General features: G+C 39.4%; 20 protein-coding genes and 1 tRNA gene. 8 read left to right on the top strand and 13 right to left on the bottom strand.

Annotated features, from left to right (window positions below; genetic code table 11):
- Window positions 1–60: 60 nt before the first annotated feature.
- Together AWW67_RS16045 and AWW67_RS16040 are read right to left on the bottom strand one after the other, a co-directional pair.
- The gene (locus tag AWW67_RS16045; protein WP_062302968.1) at window positions 61–513 is read right to left on the bottom strand and encodes a hypothetical protein; all 453 of its coding nucleotides are present in this window, start codon (window positions 511–513) and stop codon (window positions 61–63) included.
- Between the two features lie 36 nt (window positions 514–549).
- Window positions 550–3,357, bottom strand: a complete 2,808-nt coding sequence (locus AWW67_RS16040; RefSeq protein ID WP_062302966.1) for a T9SS type A sorting domain-containing protein — start codon at window positions 3,355–3,357, stop codon at window positions 550–552.
- A 180-nt stretch (window positions 3,358–3,537) separates the two neighbouring features.
- Here AWW67_RS16040 and AWW67_RS16035 point away from each other — a divergent pair, with 180 nt between their 5' ends.
- Complete coding sequence (locus AWW67_RS16035) at window positions 3,538–6,540, top strand: CHAT domain-containing protein (protein WP_082794070.1); 3,003 nt, start codon at window positions 3,538–3,540, stop codon at window positions 6,538–6,540.
- An 11-nt stretch (window positions 6,541–6,551) separates the two neighbouring features.
- Here AWW67_RS16035 and AWW67_RS16030 read toward each other — a convergent pair whose 3' ends face one another.
- On the bottom strand, window positions 6,552–7,313 hold the full coding sequence (locus AWW67_RS16030) for a hypothetical protein (RefSeq protein WP_062302964.1): 762 nt from the start codon (window positions 7,311–7,313) through the stop codon (window positions 6,552–6,554).
- Entirely contained in the window at window positions 7,313–7,900 is a 588-nt protein-coding gene (locus AWW67_RS16025) for an RNA polymerase sigma factor (protein WP_062302962.1), read from the bottom strand. Before AWW67_RS16025 ends, AWW67_RS16030 begins: the two co-directional genes overlap by 1 nt.
- 342 nt (window positions 7,901–8,242) lie before the next feature.
- On the opposite strand from AWW67_RS16025, the gene AWW67_RS16020 reads away from it, so the two are divergent.
- On the top strand, window positions 8,243–10,801 hold the full coding sequence (locus AWW67_RS16020) for a M14 family metallopeptidase (protein WP_062302961.1): 2,559 nt from the start codon (window positions 8,243–8,245) through the stop codon (window positions 10,799–10,801).
- A gap of 514 nt (window positions 10,802–11,315) precedes the next feature.
- Here the strand turns inward: AWW67_RS16020 and gap are convergent.
- Window positions 11,316–12,308 carry a type I glyceraldehyde-3-phosphate dehydrogenase gene (gene gap, locus AWW67_RS16015; protein ID WP_053223173.1) on the bottom strand — a complete coding sequence of 331 codons (993 nt, stop codon included), beginning with the start codon at window positions 12,306–12,308 and terminating at the stop codon, window positions 11,316–11,318.
- Between the two features lie 176 nt (window positions 12,309–12,484).
- Between gap and AWW67_RS16010 the strand changes: the two genes are divergently transcribed.
- A tRNA-Glu gene (locus AWW67_RS16010) sits at window positions 12,485–12,556 on the top strand.
- A gap of 352 nt (window positions 12,557–12,908) precedes the next feature.
- Here AWW67_RS16010 and AWW67_RS16005 read toward each other — a convergent pair.
- The 3 genes from AWW67_RS16005 to AWW67_RS15995 form a co-directional block, all read right to left on the bottom strand.
- Window positions 12,909–14,045 (bottom strand): AI-2E family transporter, encoded by a 1,137-nt coding sequence (locus tag AWW67_RS16005; protein ID WP_071387158.1) that lies wholly within the window; start codon window positions 14,043–14,045, stop codon window positions 12,909–12,911.
- 95 nt (window positions 14,046–14,140) lie between these two features.
- Window positions 14,141–15,055: a glutaminase gene (locus AWW67_RS16000; protein WP_053223174.1), complete on the bottom strand. Its 915-nt coding sequence runs from the start codon at window positions 15,053–15,055 to the stop codon at window positions 14,141–14,143.
- A 112-nt stretch (window positions 15,056–15,167) separates the two neighbouring features.
- On the bottom strand, window positions 15,168–16,781 hold the full coding sequence (locus tag AWW67_RS15995) for an ABC-F family ATP-binding cassette domain-containing protein (protein ID WP_062302959.1): 1,614 nt from the start codon (window positions 16,779–16,781) through the stop codon (window positions 15,168–15,170).
- A 147-nt stretch (window positions 16,782–16,928) separates the two neighbouring features.
- Here AWW67_RS15995 and AWW67_RS15990 point away from each other — a divergent pair, with 147 nt between their 5' ends.
- Window positions 16,929–17,561: a 2OG-Fe(II) oxygenase gene (locus tag AWW67_RS15990; protein WP_062302958.1), complete on the top strand. Its 633-nt coding sequence runs from the start codon at window positions 16,929–16,931 to the stop codon at window positions 17,559–17,561.
- A 2-nt stretch (window positions 17,562–17,563) separates the two neighbouring features.
- Here AWW67_RS15990 and AWW67_RS15985 read toward each other — a convergent pair whose 3' ends face one another.
- Window positions 17,564–18,406: an endonuclease/exonuclease/phosphatase family protein gene (locus AWW67_RS15985; RefSeq protein WP_062302956.1), complete on the bottom strand. Its 843-nt coding sequence runs from the start codon at window positions 18,404–18,406 to the stop codon at window positions 17,564–17,566.
- Window positions 18,407–18,625: 219 nt separating this feature from the next.
- Window positions 18,626–19,285, bottom strand: coding sequence for a hypothetical protein (locus AWW67_RS15980; protein ID WP_062302955.1), 660 nt, complete (start codon window positions 19,283–19,285; stop codon window positions 18,626–18,628).
- 222 nt (window positions 19,286–19,507) lie between these two features.
- Between AWW67_RS15980 and AWW67_RS15975 the strand changes: the two genes are divergently transcribed.
- The 3 genes from AWW67_RS15975 to AWW67_RS15965 all read left to right on the top strand — a co-directional run bounded on the left by AWW67_RS15975 (window position 19,508) and on the right by AWW67_RS15965 (window position 22,998).
- The gene (locus AWW67_RS15975) at window positions 19,508–19,960 is read left to right on the top strand and encodes a hypothetical protein (protein WP_053223178.1); all 453 of its coding nucleotides are present in this window, start codon (window positions 19,508–19,510) and stop codon (window positions 19,958–19,960) included.
- Between the two features lie 198 nt (window positions 19,961–20,158).
- Entirely contained in the window at window positions 20,159–22,363 is a 2,205-nt protein-coding gene (locus AWW67_RS15970) for a tetratricopeptide repeat-containing sensor histidine kinase (RefSeq protein WP_176700063.1), read from the top strand.
- Window positions 22,360–22,998: a response regulator gene (locus AWW67_RS15965; protein WP_062302952.1), complete on the top strand. Its 639-nt coding sequence runs from the start codon at window positions 22,360–22,362 to the stop codon at window positions 22,996–22,998. The genes AWW67_RS15970 and AWW67_RS15965 overlap by 4 nt, the downstream gene beginning before the upstream one ends.
- Window positions 22,999–23,020: 22 nt before the next feature.
- On the opposite strand, the gene AWW67_RS15960 is transcribed toward AWW67_RS15965, so the two are convergent.
- Genes AWW67_RS15960 through AWW67_RS15950 form a run of 3 tightly spaced genes read right to left on the bottom strand, consistent with a single transcriptional unit; the run spans window position 23,021 to window position 26,305 of the window.
- The gene (locus AWW67_RS15960) at window positions 23,021–23,503 is read right to left on the bottom strand and encodes a GyrI-like domain-containing protein (protein WP_062302951.1); all 483 of its coding nucleotides are present in this window, start codon (window positions 23,501–23,503) and stop codon (window positions 23,021–23,023) included.
- Window positions 23,504–23,517: 14 nt separating this feature from the next.
- A complete protein-coding gene (locus AWW67_RS15955; protein WP_062302950.1) occupies window positions 23,518–25,236 on the bottom strand; it encodes an amidohydrolase in 1,719 nt (572 codons plus the stop codon).
- Window positions 25,237–25,294: 58 nt separating this feature from the next.
- Window positions 25,295–26,305 (bottom strand): acyl-CoA reductase, encoded by a 1,011-nt coding sequence (locus AWW67_RS15950; protein ID WP_062302948.1) that lies wholly within the window; start codon window positions 26,303–26,305, stop codon window positions 25,295–25,297.
- Between the two features lie 151 nt (window positions 26,306–26,456).
- Between AWW67_RS15950 and AWW67_RS15945 the strand changes: the two genes are divergently transcribed.
- Window positions 26,457–26,801 carry a 4Fe-4S binding protein gene (locus tag AWW67_RS15945; RefSeq protein ID WP_053223184.1) on the top strand — a complete coding sequence of 115 codons (345 nt, stop codon included), beginning with the start codon at window positions 26,457–26,459 and terminating at the stop codon, window positions 26,799–26,801.
- The last annotated feature ends 49 nt before the right edge of the window (window positions 26,802–26,850 follow it).

Here is a 26,850-nt window from a genome sequence, read left to right as displayed (position 1 = left end):
TCAACTCATGTGAACAGTAAAAAGAAAAAAAGTCCCTAACGGGACTCCTATAATTGTAAATTAACTACCTGAAGCAAGCATGAACCTGTAGTTGCCGCTTGTTCCGAACGCGCTCCCTCCGGTGTCGTTAAGTTCAAAAACCAACTCTACTCTGGTCTCAGAGGTTATTTCGATCTTAATAAAAACGCCATCGTTGCGCTCTATTAAGTTTGGATCTTTAGGATCTGGAAAGGTAAAGGTGCCAGATGCTGGCCAAACATCGTCATAGCCACTTGGTACACCAGAAACGGTAAAGCTCCTTCGGTCGGTAAAACTCAATTCAAAATCCGCCCAAAAAACTGAAGCATCGAGCCCTTGAAAAACAACGCTTCTTCCTGGAGCTATACCCCAGGTTTTTGTCAGGGCTTTCACTACTAACTCTTGTTCCGTTGGCTCTTCATCGCTACCGCTATTGCATGACCAAACGGCCAAAACCAAGCAGAGAACTATATATTTTAGATTTAATCTTCTCATTGATTTAACTATTTAAAAATTAGTAAACTGATGTCTTTATTGCTTAAAAATTCGCTTGGTACCTCGGTTTTCATCTGCAATAATTCGCAACGTATAAATACCTTGAGGGAGTGACGCCAAACTGAGTTCGAAAGCCTGCCGATTGTTGAAAGTAGCTGTGCTCTGCACAATGCCTTGAGTATTGTAAATGGTTGCCTTTATCTTTCGATAAACAGCCGGCATTTCTACTTTAAACATGTCTTCTGCAGGGTTAGGAAAGACGGAAATTCTATTGCTGATTTCAATCTCATCTTCAGCACTTAGTACTTGTAAGCTAAAACACTGCGAACGCTGTGTGCATCCATTTAAGGTAACATCGACTGCATAATCGCCAAAAACTGTTGGCTTAAAAGTGATGCCTGTGGCACCTGCAATGGCCTGCCCTGTAGCGCAATCTATCCACTGATAAGTGGCATTCTCTGGTTCTGCCTTAAGTGTTGGTTCATCTGTGTTGGACTCATCAAGGGTTATACTTGGGTTAGGTTTGTCTAGTACATTTAGCGATACATTTACTGTAGAGTCGCAACCATATTGATTAACTAAAATGGCCTGATAATCTCCCGAAGCATTCAATAATTGGCTACCGAGCGTAAATGTTTCGCCCTCACAAATATCTACAGTGTTGAGATTTACAACGTCTGGAGAATGAAAATTTACCTGTACCTGGACGGTGGAATCGCAGTTTGCCTGATTTTTTAAAAAGAGCTGGTACATGCCGGTTTGAGTAATTTCTGTTTCTCCGAACTGGTAAATGGCACCCTCGCATAGATTCTCGTCATCTAGAATTACAAAATCAGGAGTATTCACTTTTACATTCACCGTTACTAGTGAGTCGCAACCATATTGATTCGTTAGCAATTGCTCATAATCGCCAGATGTGGTAATGGTTTGTCCTCCGAATTGGTAGTTTGTTCCTTCGCAAATCTCGACTGCATCTAATACAACCAAATCGGTTTCTCGAACAATTAGATTTACTACTACTGTAGAGTCTCCACCAATTTCATTCTTCAAATCGAGTTGATATGATCCAGACTCGGTTAATGTTTGATCACCAAAAATATATTCGGTGCCTTCACAAATTTCCACATCTCCAAGACCTACAAAGTCATCGTTCGAAACGATTACTGGCTGAACTATTGTAGAGTCGCAGCCATACTGATTTTGCAGTACAAGCTCGTATTCTCCTGTTTCAGTAATGGTTTGCCCGCCAAAGTCTATAGAATTACCTACTCGCAAATTGATATCGTTAAGCATTACAAAATCTGATGGGTTTATGGTAAGGCTTAACACCACGGTACTATCACAGCCTAAAGCCGACTGAAAAGTGTGAGTATAGGTTCCTGATTCAGAATAGTACTGACCCCCAAATTCATAATTTCCATCGTCTAAACAAACGGACTCTGACACCTCATAGGTTTTTGCTTCGCATGAACCAAACGCATAAACTTCTCCTCTGCCAGCATCATTGAAGTAGCTATTGCTTGTATTGGGAGCACCTACCAAAAGCAGGTTTTCGGTGTAAGCCATACCTGTTCCAAAACCAGATGGGCCAACACCGGCATAGCCATTTTTGGGAGGAATAACCTCACCCTTTATAGCTTGTATTTCCTGCCAATCACCTTGAGCACTTCTCTCATATGCGTATACCACTCCCGATGCATTTACGGAACTTTCGGTGTATGTCAGGCCTGGTGCAGCTACAAAAGCCTTATTATCGCGTACCAGTATTTTATCTCCGTATTTATGGTTTCCACTTAAATCGGCAGGGGCCAACATTTTGGCTTGAGACCAAATTCCGTCACTCTCTACCTCAAATACATAGACTTTTCGGTCGGAATTTGGCCCACCCTCCATAGTGGTGAAAACTGTATTTCCAGAAATACCTACTTGGTAGCCAAGCTGATGAAAGTCATCGTAGCCCGTATGTGTAAGAGTTTGCTTGTGCTCTATTTCAGCTGTTCCTTTTAGCTCATATACATCCACTTTCCCCGCCTGAATTTGCCTAGGACTAAAGCTGGAATAAGTATACACGTTTACGTTGAGAGTTACATAGCTGTATTCTACTGATGACTGATCCCAACCGATAACAATTGATTTGTTGTCCATGGCAATGGCCGGACCAGTAAAACCGTTAGCACTAAATTCATTTTTATGTTTGAATATTTCGCCTCGTCCAAGCGGGCCTCCGGTTTGATTTTTAATTGAGGTTGCTGTCCCCAAATCCAACGTTGCTCTAATTCCCCAATCAACGGTACCATCAACGCCATATACATCAAACACAATCAGTTCGTAGCCAGAGTCACTATTGACAAACAGAGCCAAATGGTCTCCGGTAAAATCCATTGAAACATTGCGAATGCCGGTTCTATTAATTTCTGGCAGCATGCTATGAAATTGCCAACTTTCATCGGTTTGCTTTTGGTATAAAAATGCCAAAGAAGTGTCCGTGTCACCTCCGTTAGGTTTTCTTCCAATCACTATAAAATTTTTACCGATAATTGCTCGACCGGTGGCTTCATCAAAAGTATGGCCAGTTGGTGGTTCCAACTTGCTCACCTCTGCCCAACTGCCATTGCTGTGCTTAAATACGTAAAAGATGTCATCGTATTTGCGTAATCCGTTGTCGTTTATGTACTCTGGCGCACTCGCTACTAGGTAATCTCCATACATTGAAAGCTCTGAGCCAAAGCCCTTTAGTCTGCTGTCTTCCCCTGTACCAAGGAAAGATATGGTTTGCGTAAATTGCTGCGCCCATGCATAAGTGCTAAAGCTAAGCAGTAATAAAATGAGTAGTTTTTTTCTCATAGATGTTGATTTAATTTTCAAAAATTTTGATCAACTGAGTGCTGTCTGAACCCAATGAATCATGGGTTAATACCATGAGAATAGTAGGTGTGAACAGTGGTGAAACTTTTTTAAAAAATGCCTCATGCTCTGCGTTTTGCCTTTTATATTGGTCATGAAAAAGGCTTTTAAATTACTTCAATGAATATTTCCTATTTCTCAAGATTACTAAAGCTTTGCTTGCTCATATTAGTATTTAGGGCATCTATCTTAAGTATTAAGGGACAAAACAACAATTTGGAAGCAGCTATGACCAATAGCCTCAGAGTTTCTGAATTACTTGAAACGGAAGATTATAGCAAGGCCGAAAATCTGTTGATCGAAACTCTGAAGCTGAGCCTGTCAGATACCCTCATTGCAACACTCCAGAACCAATACAGCATGGTATTGGGATATAAAGGTGAGTTTGAGTCAGCAATTAACCATAGCCATAAAGCCTTGAAACTATATAACAAGCACTTTGGCGAGAAAAACAAACATACCATAGATGCCCTTTACAATCTAGGTGAGCTACATGGCGGTGCGGGAAATCCTGATAGCCTTTTCTACTACCTGGAAAAATCCTTGGAGCTTTATTATGAAAACACACCTAGTGCATTTGCCGATATTGGGCTAGTACATAACAACCTTGCGGCAAATTATCGTAGCATGGAGTTTCACAGAAAAGCCATTTTTCACTTTAAAAAGGCAGTAGAAAATTGGGAGCAAGTAGCTGAACAAAATCCAGATTATCTTATTGTTGGATACGAAAATCTTGGCGCTTATTTAGACACCGATGAGAGCTTAAGTTATCTACAAAAGGCGCTCGACTTAAAAATTAAACAAGGATTAAACCCTTTTAGATCGTATATAGAAATCGCCAGTAAACATTCTTCGTTTGAAAACTACAATGAGGCTTTGCGTTTCTACCATATAGGTATAAAGCTATTAAAACCACTTGCTGATGCGCAAAAGGAGACTGGTTTTGAATACCAGTACGATTTGGCCACAACTTACTCATTAATAGCGCAAACACACGAAGCAATGGAGCATTATGATTCCGCTCAACATTACTACCAAGCAGCTTATGATGTACCAACCATGATAAATCACCCAACATGGCAAACCCGCTACCTTACAGCACAAGCAAACCTTTTTAGGTATAAAGGACAATACAAAAAGGCAGTAGCTGAACTTCTCAAAATTTTGCCACGTACAGCCAACCCAAACGACTATATGTTTGGTTATGTAACATATTCGTTGTCGAAGACTTACGATGCACAAGGCGATTATGAAAATGCATTGCTGTATAGCCTCTTCTCGCTGAGGTACGATGCTCATGGAAACAAAAGTCTAGCTCCCGATACAACCATTCGGATATTTAACCGAAACGAACAGTCGTTACAAAGCAACTCGGCTACATTATTGAGCAACCACGCATTCTACCTGAAGCAATTGGCAAAGCAAAAGCCGAAAGAGGAGGAGCAAATTCTGCAAGTGGCATTACAAAATATTGAACAAGCAGTGGCTCATTTCGAGGAGGTAGGGGAAACAGAATACGCATCGTTATTTTACAAAAGAGGTTTCGACAGAGCCATGTCCATACAGCAGTCTATATTGCTTGATCTCTTCGAAATTACCGGGCAAAAGAAGTTTAGTGTAAGTGCATTTAGAGTGTCTGAACAAGCCAAAATTAACAAAACACTACTTTATTTTAATGACCAAGAAGTGCGTACACTGGCCGAGTTACCAGAAGATATTTATGAACGAGACAGAGACTTTAAAAAACGCATTGCAGAAGTTGAGAGAAGTATTTTTAAAGAAAGTCAGAAGGAGCAAACCGATAGTACTGCACTGAGAAATGCTTATAATGAGCTTTTTCAATTGCACAAGGATAACCAGATTTTTGAGGCGCAACTTCAAGAAAATTTCCCTAAATATTATGGGTTAAAACGTAATGTGACCCCTGTTGGCCTAACCGAAATACAGCAACAGCTTGACGAAAAGACTGCTACGTTGGTTTATTCTCTTCACGATGACCGCTTCTTTATTTACACAATTACTCAGCAAGATATTGTTGCCCAGCAATTTGAAAATGCGGCCGCTGTAAGAGAGCAGATAGCACAGTATCGTGAGTTATTGTTAAATCCTGGAGCTTCACCAATGGAGTATAGTAACGCTGCCTATGCACTTCACCAATCGCTAGTTGCTCCTGTTTTTAAGTATGTACAAAACTATAAAAACCTGCTAATTATCCCCGATAAGGAAATCAGTACCATTCCGTTTGAGACCTTGGTAACCCAACAAAAAGCAGAGAATAGCTTTTCTGGCCTATCGTATTTACTGCACAAATTCCGTGTTCATTATGCTTATTCAGCTACTTTATGGAACAAACAACTCAACGAAACGGAGCGTAAGGCACACCAATTCTGGGTAGGTTTTGCTCCTGAATATCACCAAACAAAAGCGGTCAATTATACCACAAGTAAGGAGTGGGTCTCGATACTTCCCGGGGCACAAGAAGAAGTTGAGGAACTATCTGTGTTGATGAATGGGGATATGTTTACAGGCGAAAACGCTACAAAGTCTGCACTTTTAAAAGCTGGCGAAAACTATAAAGTGATGCATTTGGCCATGCACAGTACCATCAATAATGATCAGCCGATGTATTCGAGTTTTTTGTTTACGCCAGACGTTGAAAATGACGATGAGCAATTGAGTGTTTCGGAGCTCTATCATCAGAATTTCAATACAGAACTGGTTGTGCTCAGTGCTTGCAATACAGGTTACGGCCGTTTACTCCCAGGCGAAGGAGTGCTCAGTCTTTCCCAAGCTTTTACTGCAGCTGGTTGTCCAGCAACTTTAATGAGCCTTTGGATGGTTCCCGACAAGGAAACCAAAACACTGATGAATAACTTTTATGAGGGTGTTAAGACTGAAAAATCTAAAACAGAAGCACTTCATTTGGCAAAAACTGAATACTTAAAACAAGCGAACAACGACCGCATGACACACCCATTCTATTGGGCTGGATTTGTGCTTTCGGGTAACGAAAAAGCCATTACCCAGCCTAATCGTTTTAACTTATGGCTAATTGTATTGGTAGCACTTACCTTAGTAAGTGGAACCGCTTTGTGGAGAAAAAAGGTTTGGAATAAAGGTTAAGGATACAAAACTCACTCAATCGAGTTTACTTTATCGAGTAGTTCGGATACATTTCTGCCAAGTACGGGGTCTGTAGAAAGATGTAAGGCCTTATTCAACGCTATCTTAGCAGCATCAATATCGTTTTTCTTTAGGTATGCAAGTGCCAAATACCACTGCTTTTCCATGGCAAACTTGCTGTCTATTGCATCATCTTTTAAGGTAATTATACCTTTTTCAATTTCATTTATTGCCAAATAACTCACCCCAATGTAAAAAGTGAGCTCGCTCTTAAGGGTATCGCTTTTCAGTGTTTCAAAATCAGCAATTGCTTTTTGGTATTGCTTATTATCATATGCTAGAAATGCTAGGCTTAGACGGCTTTCATCATTTTCCCCCCTACGGTTTGGGGCAATAATATTGGTGTAGGCTGTAAAATTTTCAGCAAACAAAGTTGACCCATTGGGGCTCGATTCGTTTCTAAAAAGTAGCCAGCCAACCGTAATTAGCACAACTACAGCTGCTGCCACACTGAGCCACCTGCTAATAGGTATTGTTGGCGAACTTACTTTATTCGTTACGTTATTGCTAAGCTTAGCTTCTTCTTCGGCCAGTAGCAGTCTTAAATCATCCTCCACTTTTTTATCTACCACGGCAAGTAAATCTTGCTGCTGAGCTAAAATTTTAGCAAAGGCATTGTCTTGCATCAAACGTGCTTCAACCTCTGCCTTTTCCGAAGCTTTCAAGCTTCCGTTCAGGTAATCTTCTATAAGTTGATAGTCTCTCTCGTTCACTATTTTTTATCCTTTGTATTGAGCACCTCTCTTAAGTATTGCATGCAGCGCTTTTTTTGTGTTCTGGCCACAGCTTCGCTTTTATACCCCAGCTGTTCCTGAATAGCCTCCATAGAAAATTCGCGATAGTAAAACATCAGAATTATCTGTTTGCAAGGTGCTCCCAGTGAATCTAACGCATTTGACAAAAGCTGCCTACTATGGCTCTGTTCGTACACTTTTTCCAATTCCCAATCTTCAAAAGCCTCTGCCGGCAATTCATCTATGTCGAGATGTATTTTTTCGTCTCTTATTGTTTTTAGTAGCAAATTCTTACCAATAGCAAACAGGTAGGTTTTTACCGAGATATTTAATTCAGTCAGCTTCCCTTTTGCCACATTTCTGTAGAAAACAATCACCGATTCCTGAAAAACATCGATTACCTGTTCCTGATCTACCTTAAAGCGAATAGCAGCCCAGCTCAAAAACTCAGGGCGAAGCTGTCTGTAAATAGCAGATATAACCGACTGGTCTCCTCTGCGAATTCGTTCAATCACCTCATTCCCATCTGACAGGTTCGCTGAAGAACCTCCGCGTGTTTTCGCCATAAATTGCTACTCCTTAATATCCTTTATTGGTAAAATGTGAACACCTAGTGCACAATTTAATCTATCACCATTAATTGTGGGTGAAAGTCTTTGAAAATTTTTCAATCTTAAAAGTGAAGGAAACGTCTCGTTCGTAATGTATGCATATATATGGTTATGAAATAGTGTGGCCTAATTGAGTAGCTTAAGTGATTTCCGATTGTTAGTAATCAGTCTTCTCAATAACCAATTTACCTTAAACCAATAATTCCCCATTCATTTCAAATATTCTTAGCTTAACAGATTTGGAGGCATAAGGCTTGTGCATTAGTGGTATATTCAGCCAAACCTTAATGTCAAAAGATGAAGAGATCAATTAAAATACTATTCGCTTTGCTATTTCTGGCGTGCTTTTCTTTGAGCGCACAGAAAATCCCTCACCCAAGGGAAACTTTCGGTCATGAAGTAGGTGCCGATTATAAATTGGCCGACTATGACCAAATGCTGGAATACTACGATAAACTAGCCGCCTCTACCGATCGCGTTCAAATGATCGAAATAGGAAAATCCGTAATGGGACGTCCGATGAAACTCGTGTTTATTTCTAGTGAAGAGAACATGAAAAAGTTGGAGCAATGGAGAGAAATCAGCGAGAAGCTTTCAAGAGCCGAAATTTCTGAAGCCGAGGCAAAAAAGCTATCAAAAGAAGGTAAAGCCATTGTTTGGTTTGACGGTGGAATGCACGCTACAGAAAGAGCACACGCTCAAATGACTTCTGAACTAATGTGGAGAATTGCTTCTGAGGAGTCGGAAGAAATGCAGAAAATTAGAGATAATGTAATTACACTAGTAGTGCCAGTAATCAACCCTGACGGTGTTGATATTGTGGTAGACTGGTATAGAAAAACTTTAGGTACACCTTATGAGAGCTCTAGCCCTCCAATTTTGTATCAAAAATATGTGGGTCACGATAACAACCGTGATTGGTTCATGAACAATATGCCTGAAACTAAAGCAGTAACCACCGTGCTTTATAATCAGTGGTATCCTCAAATTGTGCATAACCATCACCAAACGGCCCCAAGAGGAGCAATGATTTTTATTCCTCCTTTCCGTAGCCCAGTAAACCAGAAAATTCACCCGGGAATTACTACAGGGGTTAACTTAGTTGGTACTGCCATGGCCAACCGTTTTGCCATGAAAAAAATGCCTGGTGCAATTGCTCATACTTCATTTAGTATGTTCTGGAATGGTGGTATGAGAACTACTCCTTATTATCATAACCAAATTGGTATTTTAACGGAAACTGCTCAGCCAACTCCTACACCAACAGAATATCCAAAAGACAGAATGCCATCAGTAGTAGGAGGTAAGCCGGCCAACGCTACCGAGATTTTCTACCCTTACCCTTATAAAGGAGGAACAATGACTTTCAGAATGGCGGTTGATTATATGCTCGAATCGTCAATGGCGGTACTTGATTTGGCTGCTGATAAAAAAGATGAATTCCTTTGGAATATCTACAGTATGGGACGCGATGCGATCGAAGATAAAGAAGGTGCTTTTGCTTATGTAATCCCTAAAGATCAGTGGAATCCTAGCGAGGCAATCAACCTTACCAATATTTTAATGCAAGGAGGTTTGGAAGCAAAAATGGCAACAAGTGCATTTAGTGTAAATGGAAAAAGCTATGAAGCTGGTTCTGTGATTTTCTACGGTGCACAGTCTTTCCGTCCGTATTTGGCCGATTTAATGGAGAAGCAAGTATATCCAGATCAATTCCAATACCCAGGTGGGCCGCCAATGCCGCCTTATGATTTAGCCGGATGGACGCTTCCTATGCAAATGGGGGTAACTGTAGATCGTATTACAGAAAATTTCAGTGCTTCTACCTCAGATATTACAGAAAAACTTAAGCCTGTGGCGGGTACGGTTTCAGGAAATGGAAAATACGGTTATGTGTTCTCTAACAAAGATAACTTGAGTGCGAAAGCCATTAACCGTTTGCAAAAAGCAGGGTATACTGTGAGCATAATTAAAGAAGCCGCAGACGGTATGGAAGCAGGTTCTGTTTTGGTGCGAAGCAAAAGAGGTTTAGACGATAAGGTGAAAGAGATAAGTGCAGAAATGGGGCTTAATTTTAATGGTATCGATAAAAAACCAAGCGTAGAAACTGCTGAATTGAATAAGGTTAAAATTGGTATTTATAAGTCATGGCAAGCCAATATGGATGAAGGTTGGAGCCGTTGGATGTTCGAACAATTTGAATTCGATTTAGATACTCTTCATAATGCCGAAATTAAAAATTCTGACCTGTCTCAGTATAGTGCTATCATTATGCCTTCTCAGAGCCCTCGTGGAATCATGAACGGTTCGAATAGAATGCCAGAGAACTTAAGAGGTGGAATTGGCGAAGATGGTTTGGCTAAACTAGATGCTTATGCTAAAAATGGCGGAGCCATCATATTCTTTGATGATGCTAGTAATTTTGCCATTGATGAGTTTAAGTTACCAGTAACAAATGTGTTAAGAGAGCTTAAATCTTCAGAATTCTTTATTCCAGGTTCGCTAATCAGAACCGATATTATGACGGATCATCCGCTTGCATTTGGTATGCAATCTCAGGTAGCTGCTTCGTTTGATAACGGACGTGCGTTTAAGATTAACGATGGTGCCGAAGGTATTGAGGAAGTAGCTCGTTATGCCTCTAAAGATTTACTTATGAGTGGCTGGGCCATGGGAGAAGATAAATACTTGGCGAATACGTCAGCCATGCTGAACGTAAACTACGGTAATGGCGATTTAGTATTGTTTGGTTTTGGTCCGCAATTCCGTGGTCAACCAAGAGGAACCTATAAATTGATTTTCAACTCTATTTATATGGGAGCGGAAAAGAAGTCGATTAAAATGAATAAAAAGTAAGTTAGTAGTTTAACTGTATGTAAAGCCCTGCCGTTCATTCTGAATTGGTGGGGCTTTTTTGTGTCCTTCTCCTCTTAAGATTTTGAGCTAAAAATCGGACAGATATAAACTAAAGATAATTGAATGCAAACTGTTTTTCATCCTGAGTGAAACGAAGGAACTAGAAACAGCATCACGCAAATCAAGACAATTAGATCCTTCCTCCGAAGCCTCGGAGCCAGGAAAGGAAAATAAGCCTCTTTATGTTAAATAATCATCATCATTAATTTGGTTTAGGCCATGGTCTTAAGGGCAAAAAAATAACCCCTCAATTACGAGCGGCTTCAGTTCCTATTTTAAAGACTTAGGTTGTCGTCATTGTGCTACTGAGCATCCCATTTTATAGCGACTTGGGGTTGTCATTTGTGTACTTAAACAGATTCTGGAAATAAAAGTTTCCTTTAAACTTAGATTTTGAAAAATAAAAAAGGGTTGAACATTTGCCCAACCCTTCTCTTCAATATTATAAAGAGGCTTAACCGATTTTCTCGATCAAGTCAGCAGCTCTATTTGAGTAGCCAGCCTCGTTGTCGTACCAACCTACTACTTTAACAAGTGTTCCTTGCGCTGAAGTAAGTTGAGAATCGAAAATGTTTGAGTGAGGATTTCCAACGATATCAATAGAAACGATTGGATCTTCAGTGTACTCAAGAATGCCTTTCATTGGGCCTTCAGCCGCAGCTTTCATTGCAGCGTTTACTTCTTCTTTAGTTACTTCTCTTTTCAATACCACAGTAAGGTCAGTTAAAGAACCATCAGGAATTGGAACACGCAATGCGATACCGTCTAGTTTTCCTTTTAGGTGAGGTAACACCAAGCCCACTGCTTTTGCAGCTCCAGTAGAAGTAGGAATGATAGAAACCGCGCCAGCTCTTGCTCTTCTCAAATCAGAGTGAGGTGCATCTTGAATTCGCTGGTCAGAAGTGTAAGCGTGAACAGTTGAAATATAACCGTGTACGATTCCGAAATTATCGTCTAAAACTTTGGCCATAGGAGCCAAGCAGTTTGTAGTACATGATGCGTTTGAAAGAATAGTTTCTTCACCCGTCATGCTGTCTTCATTAACACCCAAAACAACGGTTGGGATGTTGCCTTTTGCAGGAGCAGAGATAACTACTTTTCTAGCGCCAGCCTTTAAGTGTCCACCAGCGCCTTCTTCATCCACAAATCTACCAGTAGACTCAAGAACAACATCAACGCCTAGTTCACCCCAAGGAAGGTTAGCAGGTTCTCTTTCAGCATAGATTTTGATTTCTTTGCCATTTACTACAATACCATCTTTAGTAGAAGTTACAGTTCCATCGAATTTACCATGAACTGAATCGTACTTTAAAAGGTGGGCTAAAGTTGCTGTGTCAGTTAAGTCATTGATCGCTACAACTTCGATGTTTTCTTTGGCCAACAATACTTTGAAAGTCAATCTTCCGATCCTTCCGAAGCCGTTGATCGCTACTTTGGTTTTAGACATATCTAGAAAGTTAATTTATGTGATTCTAAAAAGTGCTGCAAAGGTAACTAAGCCTTCTACTATATCCAATACAATCGAGTGAAGTTGCATATAGTTCCATCAAAATGATTTGATTTTTTTGCAAAAAATATTTTTGGAATTAAAATGGACTACTATATTTGCACCACGAAAAAAATGGTCCGTTCGTCTAGGGGTTAGGACACTGGGTTTTCATCTCAGCAACAGGGGTTCGATTCCCCTACGGACTACTTTCAAAAGCTCAGCAATATTGCTGGGCTTTTTTGTTTTTATCACTCTATAGTTTGAAATATCGGGGAGCCCGCCCCACAAGCCTGCCCAATTCTAAATTCTTCCGCTGTAAAAATTATTAACGAATTGTCCTCCTACATACTACTTCAAAAAGCTCAACTTTTATATCGTAACTAAGGGATTATTCTATAGGTCAGTCTAATTTGGATTATACACTGGGTGCGTTTTACTAGAACTACCGTTCAAGCACTAGTAAAGTAGCCTTGAGCCGGATAAATACGTGTTCTCACGAATTCAACCTTCAGTTTGGATTAAGTGAAATCAGCAAGAAGATCAATCGGAGAAAGCCTTTTAGAAGGTAGTATTGGTGTTCTCTTTATCTACAGTTAGATACGTTTTTTTTCCTACCTGTCGTAATCTTTTAGGTAGTCTAGGTGGTTTTTTCTTTGGTCCTGATATCAAATCGGCAATTACTCTAGTTCTTGGGAATTGCTCTAAAATTATTTTAAAGAATACCGTCAATGGAATGGACATAATCAGCCCCGGGACACCCCAAATATAACCCCAAAGCATAAGCATCACTAAAATCGTAATGATGTTGATCGAGAAAGATTTTCCCATAAATACAGGTTCTAACACACCGCCAAATAATGCTTGAACTCCTGTAATGCTAAGAATGAAGAAAAACAAAGTACTGCTAGCATCCATTTCTACAAAGGCAAATATGGCGAGCAGTATAACAGATACGAACGAGCCAATCATTTGCACAAAGTTGATTACAAAGGCAAATAAGCCCCAGAAAATAGGGAAACTAACACCAAAGAATACGCAGGCTAAGCTAATGCCAATTCCTGTGAAAAGACTTACTATAAATTTCACCTTAATAAAGGTAATAAGGTCTTTTTCAATTTTCATAAAAGCTTTAACTGACGCAAATTCCTTTCTTAAAATCGTGCTATTCAAAAGCTTTTGAAAGTTAATAGACTCGGCTAACCATAATATGGCAAAGAAGGCCGTCATTAAGGTCATTGAAACGGTGTTTTTAACAAAACCGAGAATAGAACCTACGTTTTTAAATGAGCTATCCTTTTCAAGAATATCGCCCAAAAGATTTTCACCTTGTAAAAATTGAACCCCAAAAAGCTCTTCCACAGATATAATCATGGAAATGATTTTTGACTCAGCCTGCTGAAAGAAATCATTTTCAGCCGAAAGTATTTCTCTGCTCGAAAGTTGTATTAATTCTATTCCGACTTTAAGTACACCCGCGATAATCAAGAAAATAATTGATATGCTAATGGTTTTAGGTAGGTTTTTCTTGTTGAACCAGCGCATTAGTGGTAAGAACAAAAGCGCAATGAACATTGAGAAAACAAGCGGAATGAAAATGAAAGAAAGGATTTTAAGCAGGTAAAATACCAGCGGAATCACAATGATTAACAACAAGGTATTAGTTGTTCTTAAATCTTTTAAAGGACTGTCTTGCATTTTCTGTTTTTACTCTCGGTTATTTCAGGTGCTTAAATAATGAACACTCTTACGAGTTTAGTGCGCAAAAGTACATAAGGAATAGACTATTTTTTTTAGAAGACAGAAGAATCTGTTGCCTGATTAAACATTTCTAAAAAACGCATTCCCTTATATGAGTTTCCTTTCTCATTTAGTGGGGGGCTCCATACTGCTACGCTAAAATGTTCTGGAAGCACAGCTATAATTCCTCCGCCCACACCACTTTTTCCAGGGATTCCCACTTTGAATGAAAACTCTCCGGCTTCATCATAAAAACCACAAAGTTGCATTAAGGTATTAATTCGTTTAGATTTTTCGGTACTGATTACTCGCTCCTCAGTAAATGGGTCAACTCCATCATTCACTAAAAACATAAAGGTTCTAGATAGTTCAGAACAAGTCATTTCAATAGAACAAAGGTGGAAATAGAAGTCTAATACCTCGTCACAATTTCCATCAATGTTGCCATAAGCTTTCATCAGGTTGATCAGAGCGGCATTTCTATATCCATGCTCTTTCTCTGATTGAGCTACTTTTTCGTTGTAATTAATAGAGTGGTTGTCGGCTATTTTTCTGATGTACTCTATAAACGTCTGTTTTGAATTTTGGAGGTGGTCTACAAGGATGTCACAAACAACCAATGCCCCTGAATTAATGAGCGGATTTCTAGGAATTCCCTTGTCGTGTTCTAACTGCACTAGAGAATTAAAGGCCGTTCCTGAGGGCTCTACACCAACACGTTTCCAGAGTTTTTCTCCTTCCAATTCATAGGCCAATACCAATGATAAAACCTTAGCAATACTTTGAATTGAGAACTTCTCATTGAAATCTCCATGGCTAAAATTTTCTCCATTTAATGTAGTAAGGTGTACTCCAAATTTGTTGGGGTCTACCGATCCCAATTCTGGAATGTAGGAAGCTACCTTGCCAGGATCGTTTATTTTAGAGAGGAAATCACAGGTATTTGAAAAAGCTTGTTTGTACTCCATTCTTTACTTGAATTAGGGGTAGATCGAAAAATTGATTTAAATAAACCTAAAGAAATTGAGAACAGAACAAAAGTGAAAGAGGATTGTTTGAAGCAATCCTCTTTCTTGTTTTTTAATAAATGGCTTTTCGCTGCTCTGCCCAAGTGGCATTTTCGATGTAATCATCGTAGGTGCTTAGTTTATCTAGGAAACCATTTGGTCCTAATTCCACAATTCTGTTCGCCACGGTGTGCGTAAATTCGTGGTCATGAGAGGTGAATAACACTGTTCCTGGAAAGTCTTTCAAAGCGTTGTTAAAGGCTTGAATAGATTCCAAATCCAAGTGGTTGGTTGGTTCATCAATAATTAAAAGATTGCCCTGCTTCAGCATCATTCTAGAAAGCATGCATCGAACTTTTTCTCCTCCAGATAGTACGCTACATTTTTTGAAAACTTCTTCGCCAGAGAAAAGCATTTTACCTAAGAAACCTCGAATGTAAACCTCATCTTTTTCTCCGTCCGAATATTGTCTTAACCAGTCAATTAAGTTGTCGCTAGATTCAAAGTACTCGGCATTGTCATTAGGTAAATAAGAATGGGTAATTGTTTGGCCAAATTTGAATTCACCGGAGTCGGCTTTCATGCCACCGGTCAATATTTCGAATAGGGCAGTGGTAGCCATACTGTCTTTGCTTAAGAAGGCAATTTTGTCTCCTTTGTTTACAAACAAATCTAGGTTGTTAATGAGGGTTTTTCCTTCACTTTTTTTGCTCAAGCCTTTGATCTCCAAAATTTGATCTCCTGCTTCTCTGTTTTGAGTGAAAATAATGGCAGGGTATCGTCTGGTAGAAGGTTGAATATCATCTAAGTTAATCTTCTCCAATAATTTTCTTCTACTGGTAGCTTGCTTAGATTTAGAGGCGTTTGCACTAAATCTGGCAATAAATTCTTGTAGTTCTTTTTTCTTCTCTTCTGCTTTTTTGTTGGCCGAAGATCTTTGTGATAAGGCCAACTGGCTAGATTGATACCAGAAAGAATAATTACCAGTGTATAACTTAACTTGGCTAAAGTCGATATCAACAATGTTGGTACAAACTGTATCTAAAAAGTGCCTATCGTGAGATACTACGATTACTGTGTTTTTAAATTCGAGTAAGAAGTCTTCTAACCAAGAAATGGTGTTGATGTCCAAGTCGTTGGTAGGCTCATCTAGAATCAAAATATCTGGGTTGCCAAATAAAGCTTGGGCTAAAAGTACACGCACTTTTTGGCTACCATTAAGGTCTTTCATTAACATGTAATGAAGGTCTTCTGTAATACCCAAACCACTTAGCAATGAGGCTGCGTCTGATTCAGCATTCCAACCATCCATTTCAGCAAATTGGCCTTCAAGTTCAGAGGCTTTAATGCCATCTGCTTCAGAAAAATCAGGCTTCATATAAATAGCCTCTTTTTCTTTCATCAGGTTCCAAAGCGTGGTGTGTCCCATCATTACGGTATCTAAAACCGTATGTTCATCAAAGCCAAAGTGGTTCTGACTTAATACCGCCATTCTTTTACCTGGTTCTAAAATCACTTGACCTGAATTGGGGTCAACTTCACCAGAAAGTATTTTTAAGAAGGTGGATTTTCCTGCTCCGTTGGCTCCAATTACACCATAACAGTTGTTGCCAGTAAACTTTATGTTTACTTCATCGAACAATACTCTTTTACCGTAGGCAAGGGAAACATTTTGGGTTGATATCATAGCGACCGTATTTTAAGGCCGCAAAGGTAAGGCGATCAAATGGGAAAGGGAAGTATAGCAGCAATTTTATGATTTGTAATGCTTAACTATTAAAAATAAGTGAGTTATGTTTATTGAAACTTGATTACTTTCGCAGGCTTTTTTTACATGACTAAGTTCTCGGAAGAGCAGTGGATCGACTGGGTTGATCAGCTCTCACAAAATGATTTTGTAGTAATTGATGATTTTCTCGATAAGCAATTGTTTGAGAGCATCCGAACTTATTTTCTCCATCGCCTAGAGATGGATGGTTTTTCTGATGCGGCTATTGGTGCATTAAACCATAAACAATTAGAGAAATCAATTCGCGGAGATAAAATATATTGGCTGGAACGGAAGAACGACCTTGAAATGGAATCTTTTTTCCAGCTATCAGATGAATTGATTCAACAGCTTAACCAGCTTTGTTACCTCAGTCTTTCAGGCTGCGAATTTCACTTGGCCCATTACCCCATTGGTGCTTTTTACAAAAAACACATCGACCAGTTTAAAGGCAGGAGTAACCGACTGATTTCAGTGATTATCTACCTAAATGTGGGGTGGAAACCAGGAGATGGCGGGGAGCTTAAGATTTTTAAGGAAAACGGTGGAGAACTCTTGGTTGAACCTTTAGCAGGTAGATGCGTCATGTTTAAAAGTGATACGGTTCCTCATGAGGTTATGAAAACTCAAGTTAATCGCTATAGTTTAACGGGCTGGCTATTATACCAGCCTTCCACTTTAGGATATTTATTAGGCTAATACTATTGTTTTAATATTGCCTCTACCACAACTGGTAAATGATCAGAAGGGTATTTTTTGTCTTTAGAGTCACTTAATATGGCATATTTTCTTACTTCAACTTTATAAGGGTTGGTGAAAATATAGTCAATTCGGCTGGTTACAGGCTCATTATGTTTAAATCCGTTGAAAGTACCTTTGGGGCCAAAAACTAAGTCAGTGCTATAGTGGCGAGCATCGTTCATTCTAGAACTGAGTTTTTGAATAGGTTCAGAATCTGGTTCTAGGTTTAAATCTCCCATTAAAAAGACAGGTAGATTCTCCATGTTCAGTTTTCTTATTTCAGTTGTAATAAGATCTACACTGTTTGCTCTTGCAGTGTCTCCTACATGATCGAAATGGGTATTGAAAACCCAAAATTTTTGATTGGTAACTTTATGCTGAAACAAGGCATAGGTGCAAATTCTTTCGAGTGCGGCATCCCAGCCTACACTAGGTTTTTCTGGAGTTTCCGAAAGCCAAAATGTATTTTGGTTGATCAGTTCTAGGTTTTCACTTTTGTAGAAAATCGCGGTGTATTCTCCAGCTTCTTTACCATCATCTCGGCCTACGCCAATATGATTGTAGGTGGGTAAAGCATCTTCTAAAAAAGTAACTTGATGTGCAAGCCCTTCTTGAATTCCCAAAACATCTGGTTCGATAAAGTTAATTTGGTTTGCAAGCCAGCGCTTACGCAATTCCCAATGGTTTTCTCCATCATTCGGGTTGTCATAGCGAATATTATAGGTCATTACTTTAATTGGTGTCTGTCCAATTAAACTTACGCTAAGTAGAATGGTGAATAGGGGAAAGAGTAATTTACGCATAGGCCAAAGTTCGTAATTGATTTGGAGATTATAAAACAAACTGACTGTTCAGCTAACCAAATTTTAGGCCAGAGATGTAGGTGTTTGGTTAGGCTTTGCTGGTCTTAATTTTGTAAATAGCTATAAAAAGAAAAAGGTGCCCGTACGGCACCCTTCCTCTCCTAAACACCACTATGATTGGATAACCATTTAATCCAACTGCTAGCGAAAATCTTTAATCTATACTTTATCTACTGGTATAGGCCCCATGTAAAAAAGTGATACTGTACCCCCTGCGTTTGATGCGGCTCTTTGAACGTTACAAATGGCATCAGTTTGTGGAATAGGGGAAGAGGGAGCTCCAATAGGTTTATTGCCACATATTGGAGGGGCTACGCTTGCTGTACATATATCGCAGCCATATGGAAAAACGCCAATATTCCCAATGTTTTTACCAAGCGCTGCATTTTTGAACTTTGTTACATTTGGATGGTTTGGTCCTGCATTCCATTTCTCTCCATCTGTTAAAAGAAATTTTAAGTAAGAGTTTGCTCCTGATACATTGCTTATATCCACAGTTTCCCAACTTTTTGGGTTAGTACTGTATGAATTTAAAGTGAATTCGGCCAAGTTAATCCCCATAGGGAAATCGTCTGTTGGGCAATTAAGCGGTGGGGAATTGAATGCGATATTGCCACTAAATGTTTTGCCTTGCGGAGAATTGTACGAAATGAATTTACCAGGGCCTAAAACAAAGTAACCTTGATTTGAACTTGTTGTTTCTTTAACAAAGGGTATTTTACTAATGTCAGAGATGTACTCTTCCCCCTCGTCTAAAGTAAGGTAAACCTTTACCTCTTCTGTCCAGTCGTTAATAATTATTAGTTCAGTAGTTCCCATTGTGGTTTTTTAGATAAATCAGTAAATCTTCTTGCTTAGCTACTTAAATAGACTTGAAGAAATATGGATGATCTAATGTTTAAGACATTCCAAAATTGGGGGATTAAAAGAAGGGTTTAATCGGCTGTAAGTAGTAATTTCACGATACCACTTTAGAGGTATCGGCCAAAATGTTAGTAGGCGTACTTTTGAAGAGAGATTTCAACTAAAACCAGTATAATTATGTCAACAGTAAGCACATACCCATTAGGCACCAATGGTGTCTATGGGTCAGCAGAATGCCTTGTAGCCAAAGGGTTACAATTTGAGAATGTTCAAGGAGGAGGGTTCGGAGTTCCTAAGGTTTTTGCACCACATTTAAAATTGGTAAAGAATGCAACAACAAAATGTTCTGAGCTCAGCATAGTGTTTTATGCCCCCTCTAACTTTGTGCTCGATGCTAAATCAGCCATAGTGTGTACTTACATGGGAACAGAGCTTTTTGTTTTTATAAATTTAAGTGAGGAAGGTACTCCAGATAGTATGCTTCAGTGCTTTAATTTTAAAGTGTGTTTTACCAAAGAGTTTTCAAGAAAACTGATAAAGAGAAATATTTTTGTGATTCCCGTACACGGAGACCCAGAAGAGGGTGAGGTTGGTAAAGCAACTGACGATGGAGAGGAAGAAGTAGATTAATTGTAAATTTAGACCATGGGATTAAGGCATATGTTTCGGCCATTATTTTTTACGTTACCGCTAGGTCTCATGGCCTTTTTTTTAACTTTTTTAATAGAGGCAAGTCCTTATCAAGACCAATCAAAAATAACTGCTCTTCAAGCCCAGGCAGAAGAAATGGGTAAAAGCAATATTGATTCAGTGTTGCTATTGCTAAAAATGGCAGAGAATTTAGCTTCTCCTAAAACCCTTGAAAATGTTCAGGCCGAAAGCGAATGGGTAAAAGCAAAGACTTATTATGCATTAAAGGATTATGTCAAGTCGCAGCAATACTCCTTAACAGCTATTCAAAAAGCTACTAATACCCAAAACTACGAAGTGCTAGCTAAGGCTTATAACTTAATGGGGGTTTTAGAGAAGAGAAATGGCGACCTTAGCTTAGCTGAAGCGCATTATCGGAAGAGTTTGGAAAATAGGCAAATGTTATCAGATTCTGCAGGAATGGCCAAAACGCTCCAAAACATAGCGAATATTTTTAGAGATACAGGAGCTACAGATAGTGCTTTTATTTATTATCAAAGAAGTATTGATATAAAGCAGGAATTAAAAGATACGGTATCGCTCGGTATTACTATTACTAACCTTGGGGTTTATTATTCTGAAATAGGGCGCTACGAAAAGGCAATTGAAAAGTACAATGAGGCCAATGTCTTTCATGAAAAGACCAATTACCAGAAAGGGATAGCTAATAATTTTAATAATATAGGTAATTGCTATAATAATATGGGCTTCTTTAAATTGGCGCTCAACTTTTACCTTAAAAGCTTGGTAATATATAGGTCTTTGGAAGATGTAAAAGCAAATGAAGCGAGCACTCTACACAATATTGGATTGCTGTATAAAAGGTTGTCTGATTTACAGCTTGCCTTAGAGTACTTCGATAAAAGTTTGGCCATCTATGAATCACTAGATAGTGAAATTGATAAGGCGCAAGTTTATTTAAGTATGGCTGATGTTTACCTTCTTCAAAATTCACCGGGTGAGGCCTTGGAGTACTTAAAGTTGAGTGAAGAGATTTATACAGATAGAAACAGAACCCGCGATTTGGCTATGGTTCAACATGGTTATGGGATTGCATACAAGCAGTTAAACGAGTACGACAAGGCCAAAGCCTACTATCAGGAAAGTATTTTGAGGAAAGAAGAGTTAAAGGATTCTGATGCTCTAGGTCAAACTTACAACAGTTTAGCCATAGCCAATTACGATACGAAAGAGTATGCCGAAGCTTTACGAAATTATCAGAAGGCTTATGATATTGGTAAGGAGCTTAAGCTGCCTTCGTTAATTCGTAGGTCTTTATTAGGGCTTTCAGAAGTTAATCAAGCTTTAGGTCGTTCATCCAAAGCCTACGACTATCGTCTTCAATACGAAGTGGTGAAGGATAGTTTGGATAATGTTGAAAAAGCGAGTCAACTGGCTGAGATCAGAGAAATCTATGAGTCGGAAAAGAAGGACAAGCAGATTTCGCAACTGGAACTTGAGAACGAAGTGGTAAATGCAAAAAGTGAAGCAAATGCGGCATTGGCCCAAAAGGAAGCAGCAAATAAGTTAGTGTTCATTGTTTTAGCGATTGCTCTATTTGTTTTGGTACTCATATTTTACTTCTATTTTAGGCAGCGCCTTGTGTTGACTAAATTGAAGATAAATGAAGAGAAGGAATCGCGAAACAAGGAAGTGAACCAACTAATGATTCAACAACAAACCAAAACCCTAGAGGCAATGGTAGAAGGGCAGGAGCAAGAACGTAAGCGAATCGCCAAAGAACTACATGATCATTTTGGTAGCTTAATGGCTACGGTAAAAGTGAATTTAACTACGGTGGCGGCTAATAAGCAAATTACACCCGAAAGCGAGCAACAAATGCAGCATTTGGCCAAACTTGTAGATCAAGCCTGTATAGACATTCGAAGCCTTTCTCATTCTATGCATGTAGGTATTTCAGAAGCCTTTGGTTTGGTGCCTGCGTTAAAGGATTTGACCAATTCCATTTCTCAATCAGGAAAAATTCAAGTGTCATTTCATTCTTCTAACTGTGCAGAAAAACTAGATTCTACCATTGAAATTACGGCTTATAGAGTAATTCAAGAGCTTGTAAGTAATGTGTTGAAACACGCAAAGGCCACAAAGCTTACCATTCAATTAACCTGCTTAGAAGATATTATCAACATTATTGTAGAAGATAACGGTCGTGGTTTTGATGCTGATTTTTTAATGAAGAATTCGCAAGGAATGGGGCTTAAGAGTTTACAAGAAAGAATTACCGAATTGCATGGGGAATTTGAAGTAGACAGTAGACCTGAAAAAGGAACTACGGTTATTATTGATTTACCCATATCTATTGAACAAACCCTGTTAAAAGTATGATACGCGCCTTGCTTGTAGATGATCATCAATTATTTGGTGAAGGAGTTCGCTCTATGTTTAATCCCAATGATGGAATTGAAATTGTGAAAATTACTACCAACGGCAACAACGTTCCAGCCATACTTTCTGAAATAGAGGTTGATATGATTCTAATGGATATTAGTATGCCATTGATTGATGGCGTTGGGGTTTTAGAGTTAATGAAAAAGAACGGTCTGGATGTTCCTGTATTAATGCTCACCATGCACCAAGACATGAAGTACATTAGAAGAACATTGGAAACAGGTGCGCAAGGCTATATTCTTAAAGACGCTTCAAAATCAGAGTTGACAGAAGCTATTGAAAAGGTAAGTAGAAGAGAAAACTATTTTCACCCAAAAATCAATAATCAAATTTTTGACTATTTGCGAGGTAATAAAAACCCCAGCGAGGGGAACTTGGTAGATCAACTATCAGATAGAGAAAAGGAAATTATAGGCTGTATTGGCAAGGGGATGAACAGTAAGGCCATTGCGGAAGCGCTTTTTATTAGTGAGCATACAGTTAAAACCCATCGTAGAAACATCATGCACAAACTGGGAGTGAAAAACACCGCGGAGTTGATCTCCTTTTCAATGGAAAAAGGAATTATTTGACAGGGCAAACTCGGCCTATAACTTAGTTTTTTGGCTTAATTGGAATCCATATTTCTTCTTCAGAATTGGGGTCTGCATTTTTGTACTTAGCTCCCAAAATTTCGAAGTGAGGCCTGTTGTCTAAATTGTAATCTGATTTAGGTATCCATGTTCCGAAGATGTAAGCAAAAATGCTGTGGTCTGTACTTGAGCCTTTGTAGTCGAATACTGCATAAAGCCCTTCTTCTAACATAAAACTTTTCATTCCTTCGGGAATAGTATTAAAGTCAGAAACTTCAACCCCAGCCCATTTTTCAAAGGTTTGGTCAAACCGACCAAGAGTTAAAGGTTCAGAATACACCTGCATAGAAATGAGGTTGGAGTTGAGCGTATTCCCTATTTCTTTTCGTCTGGGCATAAAGCTGCCCCAAAGTTCCCCAGTTCGATTATTGGCAAGCGACATTTCTAATCGCTTACCAATAATTATCTTTTGCTCAATCCTTACAATTCTAGGTTCTGTATCCATTTTAATTGATTAGCTTACTGTTTGGCTTCGTAAAGAATTTTTCCACCTACAATGGTCATCGCAACTTTGGTGTTTAGAATTTCTGCTTGGGGAATAGTCATAATGTCTTTATCGAAAACAGTAAAGTCTGCTACTTTTCCCACCTCAATACTGCCTTTAAAGTCTTCTTCGAACTCGCTGTAAGCCCCAAAAATGGTAAATGATTTCAAGGCTTGTTCACGTGTCATTTTCTGATTAGGCTCGAATCCACCTTCGGGTAAACCTGCTAATGTTTTTCGAGAAACTGATGCATAAAAAGAAGGGATGGGATCAACAGGCTCTACTGGTGCATCGGTTCCGTTTGGAATAATTGCCCCAGATTTAAGTAAGTCTTGCCATACATAAGCACCTTCTTCTATTCTAGCTTTCCCCAGTCGGTCAATTGCCCAAGGTCGGTCTGAGCTCATGTGAATGGCTTGCATGGCCGGAATTACGCCTAATTGCCCGAAACGAGGAATGTCTGCGCCACTCAAATGTTGTGCATGCTCAATTCTAAAACGGTGATCTGTGGCCAAATCAGGGTGTTTCTCAAAAGCAGCTTGATAGCGATCTAGGATTTCTCGGTTAGCACGGTCGCCAATGGCGTGAGAACAAACCTGAAAACCATGCTGAAGCCCTTTTTCTGAAACTTCAGTTACCATTTCCATTGGCAGTGTTTCGTGCCCTGTATGGCCAGCTCTGTCGGTATAATCTTCTAAAAGCCAAGCACCGCGAGGGCCTAAAGCGCCATCGCAATTTAATTTGATAGAGCGGACAGTTACATAATGATCTGGGTCGATCATTGGGCCTCTTTCATACCATTGTTCAAGCAGTTCTGGCGATCTTCCTGTAAGCATAACATACATTCTGATTCCAAGCTTTCCTTCGGCCTTAAATCGCTCTAATCTATCGATAAAGTTCTGGCCTGAACCAGCATCGTGAAAACTAGTAATTCCTTTTTCCAAACATTCTTGAATGGCCATTTCTAAAGCTTGATCGTCTTTTTCTTCGGTAGTTCCAGACACTAAACGCCCTACCAAACCAGAGGCACGTTCTGTAAATACTCCTGTTGGGTTGCCTAGGTCATCCTTAATTATTTCGCCACCTTCTACTTGACTTGACAGTTGTTCAATACTCAACCGGTTTACACCTGCCAGCTGCATCGCTTTTTCATTAGCAAAGGTGGCATGACCACTGGCGTGGCGAAGGTAAACGGGGTTGTCTGGTGAAACGGCACTTAATTTATCATGCGTTTGAAAGCCTTTTACCATATTGTCGGGGCGCTCTATCCATTTATCTTGATGCCAGCCACGGCCCGTAATCCACTCGCCTGGCTTAGCTTTCTGAACTGCTTCTGCCACTTTTTCCACCAGTTCATCATAGGTTTTAACATACATTAAATCCAGTTCTAGTTTGTTATAGCCAATGCCCATTAAGTGCCCATGAGATTCAATAAAGCCCGGAGTCATGGTTTTGCCATTAAGGTCTATTACTTTGGTTTCTTTACCTTTCATAGCCTCAATTTCGGTCAGACTTCCTGTGGCTACGATCACCCCATCTTTTACAGCAACCGCCTCAACTTTAGAGTTGTTAATATCTGAAGTGTAAATGTGTCCATTGGTATAAATGGCATCTGCCGTGTCGGCTGAATTGCAAGAGAGTACCGTGAGCAAAAGATATAGCCCTAGGCAAAGGAGTTTAGAAGTGGTTTTCATAGTTAAGAATTGATTTTGCTGATGAATCTAATCCTTTTGCTTGAAACCTACAACGGCTTTATATGTCACTCAAGAATTCTAGGGTGTCAACCCCATCGGCATAGTCTGAAAGTTCGGGCTGTTGCGCTTTTCCTAAGGGGATACTGCCTTCATACCAGCCATTGGCAGAAACCACACACTGAATTTTGTTGTGATGTTGGGCAAGGGTTAGGTCTAGCTCTGCTTGGCTGGTGTAATATTCATAATAGAGCACTGAAATAGGAGAGACCAACGCTTCGCTTTCTCTCATTAAGAAGAAACCAGAGTCGAGGTGTGGTTCGCCATTTACGAGATAGATAGATTTATTGTAATCGTAATTATTACGGTATTTATGATGGTCGAGCACCTTTTCATAACCCATAAGTGCATCGATCAATTTTACGAAATCATAACCTTTGGGCGCATATATTTTAGAGATGTTTCTGCAGCCTAAACCAAAATATTGGAAGTAATCTTTACCAAAATTGGTGAGTTCTTCTGCCGTTTCGTCACCCTTAATCACTGCAACAGCCGTACGGTTTTGTCTGATTATGTGCGGATGTTTAGCAAAATAGTGTTTAAAATAGCGAGCACTGTTATCGGAACCCGTAGCAATAATGGCGTCCACTTCATTCATTCTTTCAGCATGAATAATGTTAGCCCCGAGCGTTTCAGAGATGACGTTGATTTCTGAAATCATAAACTGCATCAGGATTTTGTCTTGGGAAGACAGCTTTACCATGGCGATATTCCCTGAAATAAGTACTGAAAGGAGGTCATGAAAACCGACCAATGGAATATTGCCTGCCATTACCAAACCAACTTTTTTCGGGGTGGAGGGCTCAAGTACATAATTCTTAACCCAAGTAGAAAGTGATTCTTCTGTTAGAGATTCGCTCCAAGCATTGAGCGCCTGTTGAACGCTTTCCGCTGTAAACCACGAGTTTTCATTACCTGCACGAAAACACAAGTTGTCGATTTCTGCATCACTTAGCGATTTGATTCGTTCTCCTAACTGGGCAAAGGCCTGAATTCTTTCCTTAAGTATCATATTCTGTAAATCTTGGGCAAAAATACACCTTATGTTTACTTCAAAGTCAAAATAGTGATTAGTTTTGCAGCAAATAAAAACCTTTGGCGAAGAAACTTCGTCAGATAGTTTTTGTTTATGAATTGATTACAAACTACAAAGGAGATCAGAAATGGCAATTATTATAACTGACGAATGTATCAATTGTGGGGCCTGCGAACCAGAATGCCCAAATACTGCTATATATGAAGGTGGCCAAGAATGGAACTGGGCAGGCGGTACTGACCTTCGTGAAGTAGAGTTAGAAGATGGAACTGTGTTGGATGCTAATGATATGCAAGAGCCTGTTTCAGACGAATTCTATTATATCGTTCCAGGAAAATGCACAGAGTGTACTGGTTTTCATGAAGAGCCTCAGTGTGCGGCTGTTTGTCCAGTTGATTGCTGTGTAGATGACCCAGATTATAGAGAAACGGAAGAAGAGTTAATGGCCAAAAAAGAGTGGCTACACGTTTAATTCGCTATTTCTTTAAAATATATTGAGAGCCTTCAGTAATGAAGGCTTT

The sequence above is a fragment of the Roseivirga seohaensis genome (assembly GCF_001592945.1).
GTDB classification, from domain to species: Bacteria; Bacteroidota; Bacteroidia; order Cytophagales; family Cyclobacteriaceae; genus Roseivirga; species Roseivirga seohaensis.
This window is presented reverse-complemented; position numbering and strand designations above follow the sequence as displayed.

Coding starts and splice junctions, on each gene's coding strand:
- AWW67_RS16045 (WP_062302968.1), bottom strand. CDS start 513: ATGAGAAGATTAAATCTAAAATATATAGTTCTCTGCTTGGTTTTGGCC.
- AWW67_RS16040 (WP_062302966.1), bottom strand. CDS start 3,357: ATGAGAAAAAAACTACTCATTTTATTACTGCTTAGCTTTAGCACTTAT.
- AWW67_RS16035 (WP_082794070.1), top strand. CDS start 3,538: ATGAATATTTCCTATTTCTCAAGATTACTAAAGCTTTGCTTGCTCATA.
- AWW67_RS16025 (WP_062302962.1), bottom strand. CDS start 7,900: ATGGCGAAAACACGCGGAGGTTCTTCAGCGAACCTGTCAGATGGGAAT.
- AWW67_RS16020 (WP_062302961.1), top strand. CDS start 8,243: ATGAAGAGATCAATTAAAATACTATTCGCTTTGCTATTTCTGGCGTGC.
- gap (WP_053223173.1), bottom strand. CDS start 12,308: ATGTCTAAAACCAAAGTAGCGATCAACGGCTTCGGAAGGATCGGAAGA.
- AWW67_RS16005 (WP_071387158.1), bottom strand. CDS start 14,045: ATGCAAGACAGTCCTTTAAAAGATTTAAGAACAACTAATACCTTGTTG.
- AWW67_RS16000 (WP_053223174.1), bottom strand. CDS start 15,055: ATGGAGTACAAACAAGCTTTTTCAAATACCTGTGATTTCCTCTCTAAA.
- AWW67_RS15995 (WP_062302959.1), bottom strand. CDS start 16,781: ATGATATCAACCCAAAATGTTTCCCTTGCCTACGGTAAAAGAGTATTG.
- AWW67_RS15990 (WP_062302958.1), top strand. CDS start 16,929: ATGACTAAGTTCTCGGAAGAGCAGTGGATCGACTGGGTTGATCAGCTC.
- AWW67_RS15985 (WP_062302956.1), bottom strand. CDS start 18,406: ATGCGTAAATTACTCTTTCCCCTATTCACCATTCTACTTAGCGTAAGT.
- AWW67_RS15980 (WP_062302955.1), bottom strand. CDS start 19,285: ATGGGAACTACTGAACTAATAATTATTAACGACTGGACAGAAGAGGTA.
- AWW67_RS15975 (WP_053223178.1), top strand. CDS start 19,508: ATGTCAACAGTAAGCACATACCCATTAGGCACCAATGGTGTCTATGGG.
- AWW67_RS15970 (WP_176700063.1), top strand. CDS start 20,159: ATGGCAGAGAATTTAGCTTCTCCTAAAACCCTTGAAAATGTTCAGGCC.
- AWW67_RS15965 (WP_062302952.1), top strand. CDS start 22,360: ATGATACGCGCCTTGCTTGTAGATGATCATCAATTATTTGGTGAAGGA.
- AWW67_RS15960 (WP_062302951.1), bottom strand. CDS start 23,503: ATGGATACAGAACCTAGAATTGTAAGGATTGAGCAAAAGATAATTATT.
- AWW67_RS15955 (WP_062302950.1), bottom strand. CDS start 25,236: ATGAAAACCACTTCTAAACTCCTTTGCCTAGGGCTATATCTTTTGCTC.
- AWW67_RS15950 (WP_062302948.1), bottom strand. CDS start 26,305: ATGATACTTAAGGAAAGAATTCAGGCCTTTGCCCAGTTAGGAGAACGA.
- AWW67_RS15945 (WP_053223184.1), top strand. CDS start 26,457: ATGGCAATTATTATAACTGACGAATGTATCAATTGTGGGGCCTGCGAA.